General features: G+C 46.4%; 16 protein-coding genes. 5 read left to right on the top strand and 11 right to left on the bottom strand.

The genetic code is table 11. From position 1 onward, the window contains the following. Positions 1-6: 6 nt before the first annotated feature. Both fbaA and tamL read right to left on the bottom strand, forming a co-directional pair. Entirely contained in the window at positions 7-1,080 is a 1,074-nt protein-coding gene (fbaA, locus tag BST85_RS01420; protein ID WP_104811631.1) for a class II fructose-bisphosphate aldolase, read from the bottom strand. Positions 1,081-1,122: 42 nt separating this feature from the next. Further along, positions 1,123-3,699 (bottom strand): translocation and assembly module lipoprotein TamL, encoded by a 2,577-nt coding sequence (tamL, locus tag BST85_RS01425; RefSeq protein ID WP_245917609.1) that lies wholly within the window; start codon positions 3,697-3,699, stop codon positions 1,123-1,125. Positions 3,700-3,711: 12 nt separating this feature from the next. Between tamL and BST85_RS01430 the strand changes: the two genes are divergently transcribed. Then, positions 3,712-4,440 carry a TrmH family RNA methyltransferase gene (locus BST85_RS01430; protein WP_181039933.1) on the top strand — a complete coding sequence of 243 codons (729 nt, stop codon included), beginning with the start codon at positions 3,712-3,714 and terminating at the stop codon, positions 4,438-4,440. On the opposite strand, the gene porT is transcribed toward BST85_RS01430, so the two are convergent. Both porT and ubiE read right to left on the bottom strand, forming a co-directional pair. Next, positions 4,427-5,137 carry a type IX secretion/gliding motility protein PorT/SprT gene (gene porT / locus BST85_RS01435; protein WP_104811633.1) on the bottom strand — a complete coding sequence of 237 codons (711 nt, stop codon included), beginning with the start codon at positions 5,135-5,137 and terminating at the stop codon, positions 4,427-4,429. The genes BST85_RS01430 and porT overlap by 14 nt on opposite strands. A 1-nt stretch (position 5,138) precedes the next feature. Further along, on the bottom strand, positions 5,139-5,870 hold the full coding sequence (gene ubiE, locus BST85_RS01440; protein ID WP_104811634.1) for a bifunctional demethylmenaquinone methyltransferase/2-methoxy-6-polyprenyl-1,4-benzoquinol methylase UbiE: 732 nt from the start codon (positions 5,868-5,870) through the stop codon (positions 5,139-5,141). 129 nt (positions 5,871-5,999) lie between these two features. Here ubiE and trkA point away from each other — a divergent pair, with 129 nt between their 5' ends. Beyond that, positions 6,000-7,349 carry a Trk system potassium transporter TrkA gene (gene trkA, locus BST85_RS01445; protein ID WP_104811635.1) on the top strand — a complete coding sequence of 450 codons (1,350 nt, stop codon included), beginning with the start codon at positions 6,000-6,002 and terminating at the stop codon, positions 7,347-7,349. Then, complete coding sequence (locus BST85_RS01450) at positions 7,349-8,854, top strand: TrkH family potassium uptake protein (protein WP_104811636.1); 1,506 nt, start codon at positions 7,349-7,351, stop codon at positions 8,852-8,854. The genes trkA and BST85_RS01450 overlap by 1 nt, the downstream gene beginning before the upstream one ends. A 2-nt stretch (positions 8,855-8,856) precedes the next feature. Here BST85_RS01450 and BST85_RS01455 read toward each other — a convergent pair whose 3' ends face one another. The 4 genes from BST85_RS01455 to BST85_RS01470 are packed head-to-tail and all read right to left on the bottom strand — an operon-like array spanning position 8,857 to position 12,650. Beyond that, positions 8,857-9,183 (bottom strand): cupin domain-containing protein, encoded by a 327-nt coding sequence (locus tag BST85_RS01455; protein WP_104811637.1) that lies wholly within the window; start codon positions 9,181-9,183, stop codon positions 8,857-8,859. Continuing rightward, a complete protein-coding gene (gene purT, locus BST85_RS01460; RefSeq protein WP_104811638.1) occupies positions 9,180-10,340 on the bottom strand; it encodes a formate-dependent phosphoribosylglycinamide formyltransferase in 1,161 nt (386 codons plus the stop codon). The genes BST85_RS01455 and purT overlap by 4 nt, the downstream gene beginning before the upstream one ends. A gap of 10 nt (positions 10,341-10,350) precedes the next feature. Beyond that, positions 10,351-11,541: a pyridoxal phosphate-dependent aminotransferase gene (locus tag BST85_RS01465; RefSeq protein ID WP_104811639.1), complete on the bottom strand. Its 1,191-nt coding sequence runs from the start codon at positions 11,539-11,541 to the stop codon at positions 10,351-10,353. 2 nt (positions 11,542-11,543) lie between these two features. Then, positions 11,544-12,650, bottom strand: coding sequence for a fatty acid desaturase family protein (locus BST85_RS01470; protein ID WP_425427908.1), 1,107 nt, complete (start codon positions 12,648-12,650; stop codon positions 11,544-11,546). Between the two features lie 98 nt (positions 12,651-12,748). Here BST85_RS01470 and rsmG point away from each other — a divergent pair, with 98 nt between their 5' ends. Continuing rightward, positions 12,749-13,369, top strand: a complete 621-nt coding sequence (gene rsmG, locus BST85_RS01475) for a 16S rRNA (guanine(527)-N(7))-methyltransferase RsmG (RefSeq protein WP_104811641.1) — start codon at positions 12,749-12,751, stop codon at positions 13,367-13,369. Positions 13,370-13,414: 45 nt separating this feature from the next. Here the strand turns inward: rsmG and pruA are convergent, their stop codons facing one another. Continuing rightward, on the bottom strand, positions 13,415-15,040 hold the full coding sequence (gene pruA / locus BST85_RS01480; protein ID WP_104811642.1) for an L-glutamate gamma-semialdehyde dehydrogenase: 1,626 nt from the start codon (positions 15,038-15,040) through the stop codon (positions 13,415-13,417). A 205-nt stretch (positions 15,041-15,245) separates the two neighbouring features. Here pruA and BST85_RS01485 point away from each other — a divergent pair, with 205 nt between their 5' ends. Continuing rightward, positions 15,246-16,268 (top strand): DUF6695 family protein, encoded by a 1,023-nt coding sequence (locus tag BST85_RS01485; protein WP_104811643.1) that lies wholly within the window; start codon positions 15,246-15,248, stop codon positions 16,266-16,268. Here the strand turns inward: BST85_RS01485 and apaG are convergent. Further along, complete coding sequence (gene apaG, locus BST85_RS01490) at positions 16,231-16,617, bottom strand: Co2+/Mg2+ efflux protein ApaG (RefSeq protein ID WP_104811644.1); 387 nt, start codon at positions 16,615-16,617, stop codon at positions 16,231-16,233. The two genes, BST85_RS01485 and apaG, sit on opposite strands and share 38 nt — an antisense overlap. A gap of 1 nt (position 16,618) precedes the next feature. Then, complete coding sequence (locus tag BST85_RS01495) at positions 16,619-17,824, bottom strand: DUF3667 domain-containing protein (protein WP_104811645.1); 1,206 nt, start codon at positions 17,822-17,824, stop codon at positions 16,619-16,621. Between the last annotated feature and the right edge of the window lie 2 nt (positions 17,825-17,826).

Below are 17,826 nucleotides of genomic sequence, written 5' to 3' on the forward strand. Positions count from 1 at the left end.
AGTTGTTTAGTTAGCCAGGGTGTTGATATTATTCAGGTCTTCGAAGGCCTTTTTCAATCTGGCCTTAAAGGTGAGTTCACCTTCCCTCAACCATTTTCGTGGGTCGTAATATTTCTTGTTTGGAATATCGTCCCCCTCCGGGTTACCGATCTGGGTCTTTAAATACTCCACATTGTTCACCATATAATCCCTGATACCTTCATTGAAGGCGAATTGCAAATCTGTATCGATGTTCATCTTTACAACTCCATAGCCAATGGCTTCTCGGATCTCTTCTACGGTCGATCCACTTCCGCCATGGAAAACAAAATCGATGGGATTGTGTCCCGTTCCGTGTTTCTCCTGCACATAGGTTTGCGAATTGAGCAGAATCTTTGGGGTCAATTGCACATTTCCTGGTTTGTATACCCCGTGAACATTTCCAAAAGCGGCTGCAATGGTGAATTGATCACTTACGCTCTTAAGTTGCTGGTATGCGAAATCAACCTCTTCAGGCTGGGTATAGAGGCGGGAAGAATCCACATCGGTGTTATCTACCCCGTCTTCTTCACCCCCGGTGATCCCTAATTCGATCTCGAGTGTCATGCCCATCTTGCTCATGCGCGTCAAATAGCGATGACAGATCTCCAGGTTCTCTTCTATCGGTTCTTCCGACAGGTCGATCATATGAGAGCTAAACAAAGGAGAGCCAGTCTTTTCAAAATGAGCCTCACTCGCGTCTAGTAAACCGTCAATCCAAGGAAGCAATTTCTTGGCACAGTGGTCGGTATGTAAGATGACCACAGCTCCGTACGCCTTCGCCAATTCATGCACATGCAACGCTCCTGCAACAGCTCCTGCGATTGCTGCTTTTTGATCTTCATTGGACAATCCCTTCCCGGCATTGAATTGGGCTCCTCCATTGGAGAACTGTATGATGACCGGAGAGTTCAACTCGACCGCTGTCTCCAGGACTGCATTGATACTGTTGGATCCCACCACGTTGACAGCGGGCATGGCAAAACCTTTTTCCTTGGCTAGTTGATGGATACGTTGAACATCTTGTCCGGTGGCTACCCCCGGTTTAAATTGGTGGCTCATAATGCGTAAGATTAGAAGGCAAAAATAATAAAATAATACAGCCTAAAATGGATAATTGATACCGATGTTATAGACGGCATTTCCGAAATTATAGTCCTTGAACCATCGGGCTCCTTCTGGTAATCCCGGATCATAAGTCTTAAACCCGATATCCAGTCTGAAAACGAAGAATCCGAAATCATATCTCAAGCCGAAGCCGGTCGCAAGTGCGAGTTCTGTCAAGTCTTCTATACCTGTAAACCGGAAGGATTCTACCTGCACGTCGTCAAGCACGTTCCAGATGTTACCGGCATCAGCAAAGATTGCTCCTTTCAGATCCCGAATGAGTGGAAAACGTAGTTCGGCATTGAATGCCAATTTAAAGTTGGCTTCATTGAAGTCCAAGATACTACCACTGCTTCCGGGACCTAGATCGTAAGCTCTCCAACCTCTGTTGTCGTTTGCACCCCCAGCAAAGTAATTACGGGTAAACGGCATACTTCCACTGTTTCCGTAAGGTAGTGCTAAGCCTATAAATGCCCTTGTCGCAAAGACAGAACGATTGGCAACTTGCCAGTGTTTTTGGTATTCGATCTCTCCTTTGGCATATTGAGAGAAAGCAACGCCGAAGATCTTCTCACGCCCTTGCTCGTCCTCTTCCAGGTTGAAGTAACTGGTGACCAACGATAAAAAGTTCCCTGCGAACTCCACTTTCCAACGCAGCCTGGAGAAACTTCTGTCTGCCAATCCCTGCCTGGTATCTCGGATCCATTGGAAGTTGGTGGCAAAGATCAGATTGTCCTCACTCAAACGAACCTGTCTTTCGGCTATTCCCAAAACCTCCTGTTGCTGGCTGCTATTTAGGTCCAGAGGATTATTTGGGTCCAGCGATTCCTGAATGAACATATTGACCTCCTCCGGAATGCCCAGTTCCATACTGATAGGATCTTCAAAGGGGTAATTCACATCCTCGGCAATATCGTTCAGCAGATCGTAAGAGCTTGTATATACATTGTAGTAATTGTCCGGGTTGAGGTTCCTAACGTACTGCAGATTGAAAAGGTCAAACTGATAGGACTTAATGTTGGTCGGTTTCCAGCGATAACTAAAGATGGAACTGATGTTCCTTCGATCCAGACCGATATTGTTTTGAGCATTCACCCCTACACTGGCACTGGTTACCGGAGACATATATTTAGGAATCCAATTGTCAGTATTACCAGGGAACAGGATTTTTGGAATGGATAATTTGGCATTTACTCCTACATCGGAAATGTTGAAGAATTTACTTTCACTATCTGCCGCATCCTTGGAAGATCCAACACTTCCGCTACCGGAGATCTCCAGTAATTCGGCACCACGGAAAACATTACGGATACCCAGGGTTGCACTAAAACCAATCCCGAATTGTTGGATGGTCGAAGTAAATGCATCAAAGTCCAATCCAAGGGTATACTTTTTCTGAGGACTGAGTAAGATGGTGGTGATCAGACCTGTTCCCGTGCTGTCCGAAGGATCTTCCCGATAATCGATATTAGGGTACTTAAATGTTCTCAGATCCCTCACCTGATTGTAGGTCAGGCGACGGTCAATATCTTTAAAGATGGAATTGGGAGCGATGGAAATAGCATCTGTAATAGCCTTGGGCCTGTATTTTATCTCGTCATAGCCGTAAAGCTTGTATCCGTTGTATACAATCGAATCCGTATATGGACGGCCCCTGTTGGAGTAGCTATAATCGGTCACTATCCTGACATCGGAGATATGATGGACCTTAAAGGGTTCTGTGTAGACCGAATCCTGGGTGGTGATCCGTCGGTCCGGTATGATGTAATCCACCAATACTTTGTGCCCGGTATTTACCGTATCGGCATCGAACTCGATATATTCCTGGGAGAAGTAATACAATCCATTATTTCTAAACAATATGTTGAGGCGATCCCGCTCATTGATAAAATCGTCCACATCGTATTGTTTGCCTGATTTTATAAATGTTCGGGCCTCGGTCGCCCGGAAAAGTGAATCTATAGCTGGTGAACTGATCTGGGTAGTGATTGAATCCAATATATAAGGTGTGTAGCGAGTCACGTCGTACACTACACTTCCTCTATTCTCTTTGGTTGAATCCTGAACCACGCGTGCGCTGGCCTTTACATTGAACCAGCCTTTGGAAAAGTAATACTCCTCCAATCTGTCAATGGATTTATTGGTCTTGGATTCCTCAATGATCACCGGGGCATTTCCGGTATCTTGTAACCACTTGTTGAAACCAGAATAGAATCTTCCCAATTGAACGACCTGCTTGCGGGAATGGAATTTGACCATTCGCTCTTCTCTTTTGGGTTTCTTGCCGAGCCAATTCTGGTAGGTAGAATCAGGATTTTGATCGGCCAGATTGTAGATATGCAGTCCAACTGGCATTCCCAGGGTCTTGGGATTCGGTTTTTGATTTAACAGGCTGTAGGGTTCTGGATTTTTGGTTACTTCACCGTCTACCACGATGGAGTTCTCAGTGAGGAGCAGATCGTCCTCTTCCAGATGTTTAACTGCATTACAGGAGAAAAGAGAGGTAATGACTACTAAAAATATTGATATTTTTATGCTGGAGTTGGACAAGTATGCTACATTACCTTCGTTCAAAAATAAACTATTTTGCTCAGCAAGGCTCAAATTAAACTAATAACCGGATTGCATCAAAAAAAGTACCGAAACAAAACCGGACTTTTTCTTGCCGAAGGCCCAAAAGTAGTCCGCGAACTGTTAAACTCCGGATTGCAACTTCACAGCCTACTGACCACAGATGATATTTCGAAATGGCCCAATGGGACCCTTCAAGTAAGCGATACAGAGCTTAAAAAGCTCAGCGCATTGAAAAATCCAGGCACTACTTTAGGCATTTTTTATATCCCAGATCCTGTTGAAGCTCGAGTGGATGGCTTAGTTCTGGCATTGGATGCTGTGCGTGATCCCGGCAACCTGGGGACCCTCATCCGCCTGGCCGATTGGTATGGGATTTCATCTATTGTTTGCAGTGAAGACACGGCAGATTGCTTCAATCCCAAAGTAGTCCAGGCCACCATGGGTTCTATCGCCCGGGTCAGACTACATTATCTGAATTTGCGAGAGTTTCTCAATCATTGTCCAAATCCGGTATACGGTGGTTATATGGATAGCGATTCGGTTTACTCGACAACCTTATCGGAAAATGCTGTACTGGTTTTGGGAAATGAAGGTCAGGGCATTTCAGACGAAGTGAGTCAAGTCATCGATCACCGAATTAGTATTCCCCGGTTTGGTGAGAACGGAACAACCGAAAGCCTGAACGTGGCCACGGCTGGAGCCATCCTGATCAATGAGTTCAGACGGCCTACTGGAAGGTGAAGTTTATGAATATTCCGCGCGTAGCCATGGAGGCAATGTTTCCGGTCCAAGGGCTGTTTGGGTCGACATCCGGGACCAACTCGTCACTCATAGCAAATACACCACGTATAGAAGGCGTAAACTTGAAGTAATAGAGGTAGAGGTCCACTCCAATTCCCATTTCGTAATAATAGGTTGAACTAGTCATCCGAAACTGCCCGGCACTGTTATCCTGTGGGTTTGACTCGTTACTGGAGAGGTTGATGCTGGTAGATACTCCTCCAATTATGAATGGCTTAAAGTTATTCATTCGTTTGGTCGAGAATTTGACCAGTAAAGGAATATGTATATAAGTAGACTTTACTTCTCTCAATTCGTCCCTTTCTTCGGCAAAACCTGGAAAGCGTAAATTTCGTTGCGCAAAGACCATTCCCGGTTCAAGCCTAAGGTTGATGTAGTTATTGATCCGCAAATCTCCGATCAATCCTACATTAAATCCTACCTGACTTTCCACCTGAACGTCTGTGTTGCTAACATCATTTCGGTCCTGGTCATAACGGAATTTGAAGTCCAAGCTATTAAAGCCAAGAAAGTATCCCCAGGTATAACGGCGCTTGTCAAAATTCTCCATATTGGATAGCCGTTCCTTACGAAAGAGTTGAGCAGAGGCCGAATAACTGAGGCCAAAGACGAACAAGATCAATAGAAATCGTTTCATGTTACTTGGTAGCCGAATAAATTGTTGCCGAACCAAAGGTCTGGGGCAAATTGATCACCTCTTTAAACCCGATTTTCCTCAAAATATTGTTGAGTGCTTCTCCGTGAGGAAAAACGGATGCACTTTCGCTGAGGTAGCTATAGGCCACTTTATCCCGTGCAAAGATCCGACCGATCAATGGCAGGATCGCCTTGGTATAAACATTGTAGCCTTGTTTCCATGGGAATTTGGTTGGGACGGAGGTTTCCAGTATCACTAATTGTCCACCTGGCTGGATAACCCTTAAAATTTCTGAAAGACCCTGTTCCAGATTTTCAAAATTTCGTATCCCGAAGGACACGGTAGCCGCGTGGAAATGATTGTTCTCAAATGGCAAGGATTCGCCGTCACCACGCACAAATTGAACCCGATCGCTCCAAGATTGACCTATGCTCTTCTTACGTGCTTCGCTAAGCATCCCTTCCGAGATATCCAGGCCAACGATCTCCGGGATTTCAGTTTTAGTGGCAAAGCTTACCGCCAGGTCTCCGGTTCCTGTAGCAATATCGAGCACATTAGTGGGGTTTTCCTTAGCGATCATCGCAATCACTTTCTTTCTCCACTTGACATCGGTACCCAGTGAAATAACTCGATTTAGCCCATCATAGCGACCAGAAATGGTATCGAACATTTGTTCGACCTGTTTCTTCTTATTTAGCTCGGAGTCTTTGTAAGGTTTAACGTTCACAACCATTGGAAATCAGGCGTGCAAATCTACATATTTTTATGCAGTCCACTGAGTGAAAAGGACAACAAGAAAAGACCAAATTGAAGCGGATAGACTAAATTTTGGTAACTTTGCCCCGCATTTGCCCTTATTCTTATGAAAATTATCATAGCCGGTGCCGGTGAGGTAGGATTTCATTTAGCCAAACTCCTTTCTTTCGAATCTCAAGATATTACGCTGATCGATACCAACAGGGAATCGCTAGCCTATGCCGATACTCATTTGGATATCCGGGTCATCAAAGGCGATGCTACTTCCATCTCTATTCTTCGGGATGCCCAGGTAGAAAGGACCGATCTGGTTATTGGGGTTACTTCCAGCGAAACCACCAACATTACAGCCTGTGTCCTGGCCAAACAGTTGGGAGCCAAACGGACCATTGCCCGTATTGCCAATACCGAATTTATCGAGAATAAGGAGACGGTAGGCTTTACCAAATTTGGTATTGACGAATTGATCTCTCCAGAGGCGCTTGCCGCTAGTGAGATCGAACTTTTGCTCAATCAAAGCGGGTTCAATGACACCTATGAATTTGAAGATGGCGCTCTGATCATGATCGGACTGACCCTTTCACGTACTGCTGCCTTTGTGGGCAATTCGGTAAAACAGGTTACACAGGACAATCCGCAACTCAAGTGCGTACCTATTGCTATCCAACGATTTGGAACACAGTACACCTTGATCCCCAGGGGAGACACCATTTTTAAAGAAGGGGATCAGGTATATTTCATAACGACCAAGGATGGGGTAGAGCAGATTTATCAACTGACCGGAAAGGTGAGGGAAGAGATCAAGAATGTCATGATACTGGGCGGCAGTAATATCGGTTACAAGGCTGCGAAAGACCTCTGTAGTTCGCGCTTCAATGTAAAGTTGATCGAGAATAACAAGGAGAAGGCCTTCGAGATCGCCGACGAACTTTCGTCTGTCCTGGTCATTCAGGGCGATGGAAGGAATGTGGAGTTGCTGGAGGAGGAGTCCATTCAGGATATGGACGCCTTTATTTCCGTGACAGGAAACAGCGAGACCAATATTATGTCTTGCCTGGTTGCCCGCTCCAAAGGAGTCAGGAAGACCATTGCCCTTGTAGAGAATATGGATTACTTCAGGCTCTCTCAGTCTATCGGGATAGATACCCTGATCAATAAAAAGCTATTGGCGGCCAACAATATCTTTCGCTACGTTAGAAAAGGTGAGATCGTTGCCATGACCAAGCTCAACAATATGAACGCCGAGCTGCTGGAATTTGTGGTTTCAGGTTCTTCCAAGGTCTGTAACAAGTTGGTTAGGGATATTGATTTTCCTCGTTCCGCCATAATCGGTGGGGTCGTTCGCGATGATGAAGGTTTGATCGCACTTGGAGATTTCAAAATACAACGAGGGGATAGGATCGTGGTCTGTTGCTTGCCGCAATCCATTAAGAAGGTAGAGAAACTCTTTGTCTGATGGGTTCTCTGTCCAAACTGAATTACCGGATCATATTCTACCTAATGGGCCTCTTGTTGCTGGTCAACGGTGGTTTTATGTGGTTGGCAGCACTGTTCAGCCTAAGTTATGGAGATGGCGCCACCACACCCATCTCACTGGCCGGTGCAACCACCATGCTGATCGGAGCTGCCCTGATGCTTGCTACCCGGCAGCATAGAAAGGAAATTCAAAAAAGGGAAGGCTATATCATCGTCACCTTTGGCTGGTTGTTCATGTCCTTAACGGGGACCCTGCCCTATATCTATTCCGGGGCCATTCCCAGTTTTACCAATGCCTTTTTTGAGACCATGAGTGGGTACACCACCACAGGATCCTCTATACTTTCTGATATCGAAGCACTTCCGGAGGGCATACTATTCTGGCGAAGTATCACCCATTGGATAGGAGGAATGGGAATCATAGTATTGGCCATTGCCATCCTGCCACTGCTGGGAATAGGAGGGATGCAGCTGTTCGCAGCCGAAGCGCCGGGTCCTGGTGGTGACAAGCTGCACCCAAGGATCACAGATACCGCCAAGCGCTTATGGCTCATTTATGTGGGATACACCCTGGCCGAGACCCTCTTGCTGTCACTGGCGGGAATGAGTTTTTTCGATGCAATAAACCATTCCCTGAGTACACTGAGTACAGGAGGCTTTAGTACAAAAAATGCCAGTATGGCCCATTGGAATGGCAGTCCTTTGATCCAGTACATAACTATGATCTTTATGTTCCTGGCTGGAACCAATTTTGTCCTGAGCTATTTTGCCTTTAAGACCAAATTTTCCAAGATTTTCCAGGATGAAGAATTCAAACTCTATGTCGCACTGATCTTCGGTTTTACCGTCTTGACCGGATTGATCATCTACTTTTGGGCGGATCCTAGCCAGTCCAGCATTGATCACCCTATGGTATGGGGCAAGTTTGAAAGTGCCATTCGCCACGGTATGTTCCAGGTGCTTGCTGTGATCACAACAACCGGTTTTGTCACTGCCGATTTTACCGCATGGACCTCCTTTCTGACCATTTTCTTCCTGGGGCTGATGTTCCTGGGCGGATCTGCGGGGTCTACGTCGGGTGGGATCAAGATCGTCCGCCACTTGATCATGATCAAAAATGGGATGTTGGAGTTCAAACGCACACTACATCCTAATGCTATCTTACCTGTGCGCTACAACCAGCGCGCAGTGCAGCAACCTATTGTGTTCAACATTCTGGCCTTTTTCATCCTGTATATGTTGTCCTTTATTGTTGGGGTCTTGGTCTTCTCTTGGATCGGCCTGGATTTCAAAACTGCCTTGGGTGGCGCGGCTAGTTCCCTGGGTAACGTCGGTCCGGCACTAGGGGCACTGGGGCCAACTGAGAACTTCGGTAACCTGCCTGAAGCCGGTAAACTATGGGCGTCTTTCCTGATGTTGATCGGACGTTTGGAGCTCTTTACTGTTCTGATCCTTTTTACGCCTTTCTTCTGGCGTAATCGATAAGCTTATTGATAATCTTCCCGAACCGGGGTAAAGGTGTCCAGGATGATACAATCGGTCAGGGATCGTCCGGAGTGGACTGCATTGGAAGGAATCACCACCACATCTCCCTTTCCGCACACTTTTGTTTGTCCTTCGACCGTCATCTCGAATTCACCTTCCATGACCATAGAGATCTGTTCGTGGAAATGGTGGTGCTGTGGTAAGTGACTTCCCGCCTTGGTTTTTACCAGGGATAAGGTTTGCTTATCAGTATGGATCAAATGGGCGTCAAATCCCGGAATGATCTCTCTGGCAGGTACGGTTTCAAATTTTTGAAATAGATCGTTCATTCCACGCTGAGTTGAGTGGCTAAATGCTTGGCTCGCCGGACAGTTTGATCCAGGTCAGAATCCAGTTCATCATAGGTTAGCACCACCGCCATACGCCGGTTGGGCCTGGCATCTGGTTTTCCAAATATGCGTACGTCCGATTTTGGTTCCGAAACCACATTTTCCAGTCCTTTGATCTGGGGATCATCCAAATGGCCCTGGGCCAAGACAACGGCAGAGGCACCTTGTCTTTCCAGAAATATTCCCGGTAAATTATGCCCCAGGATCGCTCTGAGGTGTAATTCGAATTCATTGTAGTTTTGGGTTCCGGCCAGTGTAACCATGCCCGTATCATGTGGCCTGGGGGATAGCTCAGAGAAATATACTCCGTCATCTGCTATAAAGAATTCAACTCCCCAGATCCCGGCACCGCCTAAGGCAGTGGTGACCTGTTTAGCCATTTGCTGGGCGTCCTGTAAATCCATCTCGTCCATTGGCATGGGTTGCCAACTCTCCCTGTAGTCTCCACCTTCCTGTCGGTGTCCAATAGGTGGGCAAAATAGGGTCGGACCATCGATTTGTGTCAAGGTGAGTAGTGTGATCTCGTAGTTGAAGTGGACAAAAGCCTCTACAATTACCTCGGCCACATCACCTCTGGAGCCTTCCTGGGAGTAATTCCAGGACTTTTCTATATCCTCTTCCCGGTGGATCGTACTTTGCCCCTTACCGCTGGAAGACATTAATGGTTTCACCACACAAGGCATCCCAATTGCGGCTACAGCCTCCTGTAATTCTTCGGCTGAGGTTGCATAGCGGTAATCCGCTGTCTGAATTTGGAGATCCTTAGCCGCAAGGTCCCGAATGGCCTTGCGGTTCATGGTATAATTGGCAGCCTTAGCCGACGGAACTACGGAGATTCCATTCTGTTCATAGTGGTATAGCCTTTCCGTGCGGATGGCTTCAATTTCCGGTACAATATAATCTGGTCTGTGCTTTTCTACGATCCCATCCAGAGCTTTCCCATCCAGCATATTGATGATCTCATATTCCTGGGCTACCTGCATGGCAGGCGCATTGGGATAACGGTCAGCTGCTATCACCCAATGTCCCAATCGCTGCGCGGCAATGACAAACTCTTTGCCAAGTTCACCACTACCGAGAAGTAAGAATCGGGCCATGAATCAGATATTAAGAAAGTGCGTTCTTGATCCGGGACATGGCTTCTTTGATATCTTCCTCAGATGCTGCATAAGAGATTCGAATACAATTGGGGTCACCAAAAGCAGCTCCTGTTACGGTCGCCACTCCAGCTTCCTCCAGAAGGTACATCGCAAAATCTGAAGAATCAAAGATGGTTGTCCCATTGATGGTCTTGCCAAAATAGTGAGATACATCCGGAAACACATAAAATGCTCCTTCCGGTTCGTTGCATTTAAAGCCAGGGATATCGGCCAATAGTCCAAGGATGAGTTCCCTCCTGGATTGGAAGGCGTCGATCATGTACTGAATGGCAGAAGGAGGGCTTTCCAGGGCAGCAATCGTTGCTCGCTGAGCGATACAGTTGGCCCCGCTGGTCACTTGTCCCTGCATCTTGTTACAAGCACGAGCGATCCAATCCGGTGCACCGATATACCCTATCCTCCAACCAGTCATGCTGAAAGCCTTGGATACACCATTAACGGTAACCGTTCTGTCATACATATCCTCAAATTGCGCCATGGAGGCATGTCCGCCAACAAAATTGATGTGTTCGTATATCTCGTCACTGACCACTATGATCTGTGGGTGATCCACCAAAACATCGGCCAGGGCCCGCAATTCTTCTTTGCTGTAGACCGAGCCACTTGGATTACAGGGAGACGAATAGATCATCATCTTTGTCCTGGGGCTAATGGCAGCTCTTAGTGACTCTGGAGTGATCTTGAAATCGGTTTCAATACTTGTATCAATGGGCACAGGAACTCCTCCGGCTACCTTACTGATATCGCTATAACTGACCCAGTATGGAGCAGGCAAGAGCACCTCGTCTCCTTCATTCAACAGGACCTGGGCCAGGTTGGCCAAAGACTGCTTGGCTCCCGTGGATACTACGATCTGGGTCGGATTGTAGCTCAGTCCGTTATCTCGTTTGAACTTCTCGATGATCGCAGTCTTGAGATCCGCATATCCATCTACGGGGGTATAGGAATGGTAATCGTCATTGATGGCCTGAACAGCGGCTTCTTTAACAAACTCAGGTACCGTAAAATCGGGTTCTCCTAGACTCAGGCCAATGATGTCTTTACCTTGACCTCGAAGTTCGCGTGCCTTGGCTGCCATAGCCAAGGTGGCCGAAGTAGCCATTTCGTTGACACGCTTCGATAATTGTGGGTTGCTCATGATCAGATACTCAAAGCGGGATTAGCGCCTAACTGCTTCAAATGCTGGAAGTGGGCGATCACTGCTTTTCGTGTGGTTTTATATTCGTTATAAGGTAGATTGAATTCGATGGCTGTAGACTTCACGATCTGAGAGATCTTGGTGTAGTGAATATGACTGATGTTGGGAAAGATGTGATGTTCTACCTGGTGGTTAAGCCCACCTGTGAACCAATTGACGATCCGGTTTTTAGTGGAGAAATTGACAGTGGTAAATAACTGGTGAATGGCCCAGGTATTCTTCATATTTCCAGCTTCGTCCGGTACAGGCATCTCGGCGTCTTCCACTACATGAGCTAGTTGGAATACTACACTCAAAATAAGTCCGGCTGTGTAGTGCATCACAAAGAATCCGATCAGTATCTTCCACCAAACAATATTGAAAAACAAGATCGGGATCACCAACCAGACGATGGCATAGACCACTTTGAACAATATGAGGGTACTCCATTGCTTGAGAGGTGAAGGAAGCTTCCCGTAGGACAATTTACGGTCCAAATATCTTTTGGTTTGTTTGAAGTCCGCTGTCAGCACCCAATTGATGGTCAGCAGTCCATAGAGGAATATGCTGTAAATATGCTGAAATCGGTGAAACCATTTCCAATTGTGATGTTCTGAAAATCGCATGATGGACCCAGTTTCCATATCCTCATCGTGTCCGTGAATGTTGGTATACGTATGGTGGAGTACATTATGCTGTACTTGCCAATTGTAAACATTACCGGCAAGGATATAGATACTTCCTCCCATTAGTTTGTTCACCCATTTCTTGGACGAATAAGAACCGTGATTAGCGTCGTGCATCACATTCATACCCACTCCGGCCATACCAACACCCATAACAACAGCTAGAATAAGCTGCAGCCAGCCGGGCATATCGATCAGCATGATCAGGAAGTAGGGCGCCAGGTAAAGCAGGAACATCACAACTGTTTTCAGATGCAATTTCCAGTTACCGGACCGGGCAACATTATTTTCTTTAAAATATTGATTTACACGCTTGTTCAGAGTCCTGAAAAAATTAGAGGAATCCGTGCGTGAGAATTTGACTTGATTTTCCAAGAGAGCAATTTTTGGTAAAAACACAAAAATACGTATTCTTGACGCAATACGAGAGGGCATATCATAAAGTTATCCCAAGAATAATTAAATTCGCTGCCTCTTCTGCTATGGATCGAATTCAACATTATTTTCCGGATCTTACCATAAACCAAACGGGTCAGTTCTCGCTGATGCGTGAACTCTACGAGGACTGGAACAGTAAAATCAATGTGGTCTCCAGGAAGGATGTAGACGAACTTTATTTACGGCATGTCTTACATTCCCTGGGGATTGCCAAAGTGCAACCATTTCTACCTGGAACAGAGGTCATGGATGTTGGAACGGGAGGAGGATTCCCAGGTATTCCCCTGGCAGTTTTATTTCCTCAGACCCAATTTCACCTGGTGGACAGTATCGGGAAGAAGATCAAGGTGGTAGAGGAGGTTGTCAAGGGATTGCAGTTGGAAAATGTTCGTTTTACCCATGGTCGTGCGGAAGATGTGAACAAGGAGTATGACTTCATAGTCAGTCGTGCCGTCGCCCGAATGGATGCATTCCATCGATGGGTTAAAGGCAAAGTGAAAGCAGAAAGTCGTCATCAGTTAAGCAATGGGATCCTCTATCTAAAAGGTGGAGATCTGGTCGAAGAACTCGCGCCCTTTCCCAATGCCCGGATCTATCCGTTGTCCGCCTATTTTCAGGAGGAATTCTTCGAGACCAAGTCCGTCGTTCATCTTCCCGTGAAATAAAAAACCCACCGCGATGGGTGGGTTCTGGATTTTAGTTCACTTAAACTATCCCAGGAAAGGATATCTGTAATCCGTTGGTGTTACAAAGGTCTCTTTCACCATACGGGGAGAGATCCAGCGATACAAATTCAGCTTACTTCCCGCTTTGTCGTTGGTTCCGCTTCCTCTGGCGCCTCCAAATGGTTGCTGACCAACAACTGCACCTGTTGGCTTGTCGTTGATGTAGAAGTTACCGGCAGCATTTTCCAAGGCTTGAACCGCCTCTTCCAAAGCGTATCTGTCTTCGCTGAAAACAGCTCCGGTCAATGCATACTCTCCAGTCTCATCAACCAGTTGCAGGGTTTCTGACCATTGGTTGTCCGGATAGACGTAAATGGTGACCACAGGCCCAAAGAGCTCGGTACACATGGTGGTGTACTTCGGATTATCGGTCTTGATCACCGTCGGCTCAATGAAGTATCCCTTGGACTTGTCGTAATTACCCCCTGCAATGATCTGCGCATCGCTATCAGACTTGGCTTGATCAATAAAGCTGGCCAGTTTGTCAAACGACCCCTCGTGGATCACCGCAGTGACAAAATTGTTAAGATCTTCTGGAGACCCCATACTAATGGAAGCCAAGTCAGCTTTAAGATAGCCTTCCACCTCGTTCCACATAGAGGCGGGGATGTAGCATCGGCTTGCAGCACTACACTTTTGTCCCTGGAATTCGAAGGCACCTCGAGTAATTGCCGTGGCCACTTGTTTAGGATTAGAAGTGGGGTGTGCCACAATGAAATCCTTACCTCCGGTTTCCCCTACGATACGAGGATAAGTCTTGTAGGTGTGGATCTGAGTTCCGATCTTTTTCCAGAGGTCCTTAAATACGTTGGTGGAACCAGTGAAATGCAGCCCACTAAAATCAGGACTGGCTAGCACTGTTTCTGTGATCATCACCGGATCTCCCATTACCATATTGATGACCCCGGCGGGAACGCCTGCTTCACGGAAAACATCCATGATCACTTTGGCAGAATAGACCTGGCTATCCGATGGCTTCCAGACAACTACATTTCCCATTAGGGCTGCACTGGCGGGTAGATTCCCGGAAATCGCCGTGAAATTAAACGGAGTGATGGCGTAGATAAAACCTTCTAATGGACGGTATTCCAGTCTGTTCCATGCACCCGAGGTAGACTCTGGCTGCTCGGCATAGATCTCCGTCATGAATTGTACATTGAATCTAAGGAAATCGATCAATTCGCAGGCAGCGTCGATCTCGGCCTGGTGCACAGTTTTGGATTGAGCCAACATAGTGGCCGCGTTGATCTTAGCGCGGTAAGGTCCAGCGATCAATTCAGCAGCGCGGAGGAAGATGCCAGCTCGCTGTTCCCAAGGCATTTTTGACCATTTCTTTCGAGCTTCCAGGGCCGTATCGATCGCTTCCTGCACCAGTGACTGGTCGGCTTTGTGATAAACACCCAGACTGTGCTGGTGGTCGTGTGGAGGAGCCATGTTACCGGTATCTCCCGTTTCCACCTCTTTTCCATTGATGAACATAGGCACATCGATCCGGCTATGATACATTTTTTTATAGGTAGCCAGAACTTCTTCGCGTTCTGCACTACCAGGGGCATAGCCCATGACCGGTTCGTTTACGGCAACCGGAACTTCATAAAATCCTTTTCCCATTTCAGTAAAAATTATCCTTGGGTTAAACTGCGCACAAAGGTACGATTTTAAGGTCGAATTCTCAGGCTGTCCGAAGCTTGAATTTGGTATGATCTGACCTTGGTATTACAATCCAAAAAGTGACTCATTTCTGGTCGAATCTGTAAGTTTCCCGCTCATTTTGCTACTTTTAACTAGTTATCCCCAACAAACGGGTTTGCAATCTATGAGTAAGACCACCGAAATAATTGTACTGGCCTATCCGGACACCTTTGTGACCATGAGTGACGAATGGATCTGCAAGGTCCTGCCCCTAGTTGGACTTGGGACTCGTCATTATATCAAAGCAGGTCATGCAGCCATGCTGCTGGTTGATCCTTCAAGGGAACTACACTATTTTGACTTTGGTCGTTATATCACGCCCAAGGGATATGGCCGTGTGAGAAGTAAGGAAACAGATGCCGAATTAAAGATCCCGATCCTTGCTAGTTATGATGCCCACGGAGAGATCACTAATTTGGACGACATTCTCCTGTGGCTGGATAAACATCCGGACCGCACCCATGGTGAAGGACGATTACTGGCCTCGGTCTGCAAAGCGGTAGACCACCAAAAAGCCTGTGATTATATCTTGGGCTTACAAAAAAGAGGAAGTATTCCTTATGGTGCTTTCCACAAGAATGGAAGCAATTGTTCTCGTTTTGTGGCCGATACCCTTTTAGCTTCGACCTCTAGCGGTCGGATCAGGAGAAGGCTTCAATGGAACAAACTTTTTACTCCCAGTACAGTGGGTAATGTTGAGATCGCCTCAAGCCAGAGAGAAATGTACCTGGTGGAGAATGGAGAAGTGAGCAGCTACAACGGGTCCGCATTTAGGGAAAACCTCAAAAATTACTTTGATAAGAGGCCAAAAGGCGAGAATAATGAACGTTCTCTGGCAGAATGTGCCATCCCCTTGCAAGCACAGTTTCTGGATGGAATTGGGAGTCAGGCTTGGTTTTACATCGATCCGGACCCCCTGGGTGATGACCTCTTCCGGATCATGCGGTATTCATCTTCCGGACAACTGGATTATGACGGGGTTTTTAAGTCCTCAGAATTCGATCTCAGCCGTCCATATCGCTTTACTTACGATTCGCATTGCGGATTCTGCCATATCTGGCAAGGACAAAAAAAGATACGAATGGAAGGCAAAGGGAGTTACGGCCAATTCAATTCATGGCAAAGCCAGCGTGCAGTTGGAATGTAGGGATTCCTACTTTCATTTCTTCGTTTTCCGGAAGATCCCTCATCCGGTAATGTCCCTTCATAGAACCAACAGGTGCCAGTAATACACATCCACTACTGTAGGTATGAGATTGACCTGGGTTCAGTAACGGTTGTTCGCCGATCACACCTTCCCCGATCACGATCTCTGTATCGTTCAAGGCATCGTGGATCTTCCAGAATCTTGAAAATAACTTGACCGATCGCTTGCGTTGGTTGTGAATACGTATGGTATAACTGAAGGAATAATGCAACTGGTATCCCCGTTGAAAACAACCTTCGTAGGCTGTTTCCACCGAAACCTTAATCCCATCTGTGACTTGTTGTACCATTTTAATACAGTGCAGCTGTTATCGCAAAGAAGATCAGGGCGGCTATAGTTGCGCTAACAAAGAAGACCCAGTTTAAAAATACAAATTTTATCAAAGTGATCAGCCGGTTTTGCTTGTAAAAGTTCCGCATGGCTTTATAGAAATAGAAGGGGCCAATCAGACCGAAGAGCACACTGGAAAAAATATCATAACCGATCAGGGTATCCGGTAATATGCTGATCAGCATGGCCAGGAAAATAAAGCTGAATATATGGAAGATAAAGACCAAATGGGCCATGTAGGTATGTTTCTTCTTGGAGTAGATCAACCAGAAGAAGAGGGCGTAGATGGGTGCAAAGAAAAAGACAAAGAAAGGTGTCTTTTCCAATAAGTATTGTGCGAACTCGCCTGGTTTTTCTTCTATCCTTTCCAGGGCCTGGTTCTTGTCATAGGCCCATCGGTGATAGCGCGTGTTATCGTGTTTCAGGCTATCCAGGGCGACCGTAGAATTCACAATTCCTGTGGCCTGATAGAAATTGCGATACAGCCAGAACCGTTTGAAATTGCGTTCGAAGAACCCGAGGGAATCCAGTGATTGTTCAGAATAGTAGGTGTAGCTATCTACAGAATCCTTACCGATGGTGAAGGGATTAATGTTGATGTCCTTACCGTTGAGATTGGTGTTGACGGGAATGTTATTGGCCCGCAATATGGAATCCACATCGGCCACTTGGGTGCGGAGCACAGAATCCAATTTGACAGAATCCTGAACATCTTTTGCAGCCAACTCAAAGTTACCGTCTTCGGTAGGTGTAATGGTTATTCCTTGAAAATTTGGATCCGCCTGGTCATTAAAAAGTTGATTTTCTCCCGTGATCAGGGTGATCAGGCTCTGCACCAGGAAATAGATTATGGATACACTTAGAAAAAATCGAAATGGGTTTGCGTATTTAAGCCTCGATCCATCCACGTAATTTCTGCTGATGGTTCCTGGCTTCAGTAAAAGGTCCTTGAGCGTATACCTGAATCGGGAATCGTAGGTGATGATACTGCCTATAAATTCACCGAAGAAATCACTCAGTGTCAGTGGCTTGGTGGTGTTCATCTGAGAACAATATGAACAGTAGCGATCCGTCAGGTCCAGAGGGTGACCACAATTCAGGCATTCGGCTCCTCGGAACTTCTCAGCTTTCCGACTATTCTTTATGACGGATTTGTTCTCGCTCACTC

Origin of the sequence: Aureitalea marina (genome assembly GCF_002943755.1) — a bacterium.
In the GTDB taxonomy this organism is placed as follows: Bacteria; Bacteroidota; Bacteroidia; order Flavobacteriales; family Flavobacteriaceae; genus Aureitalea; species Aureitalea marina.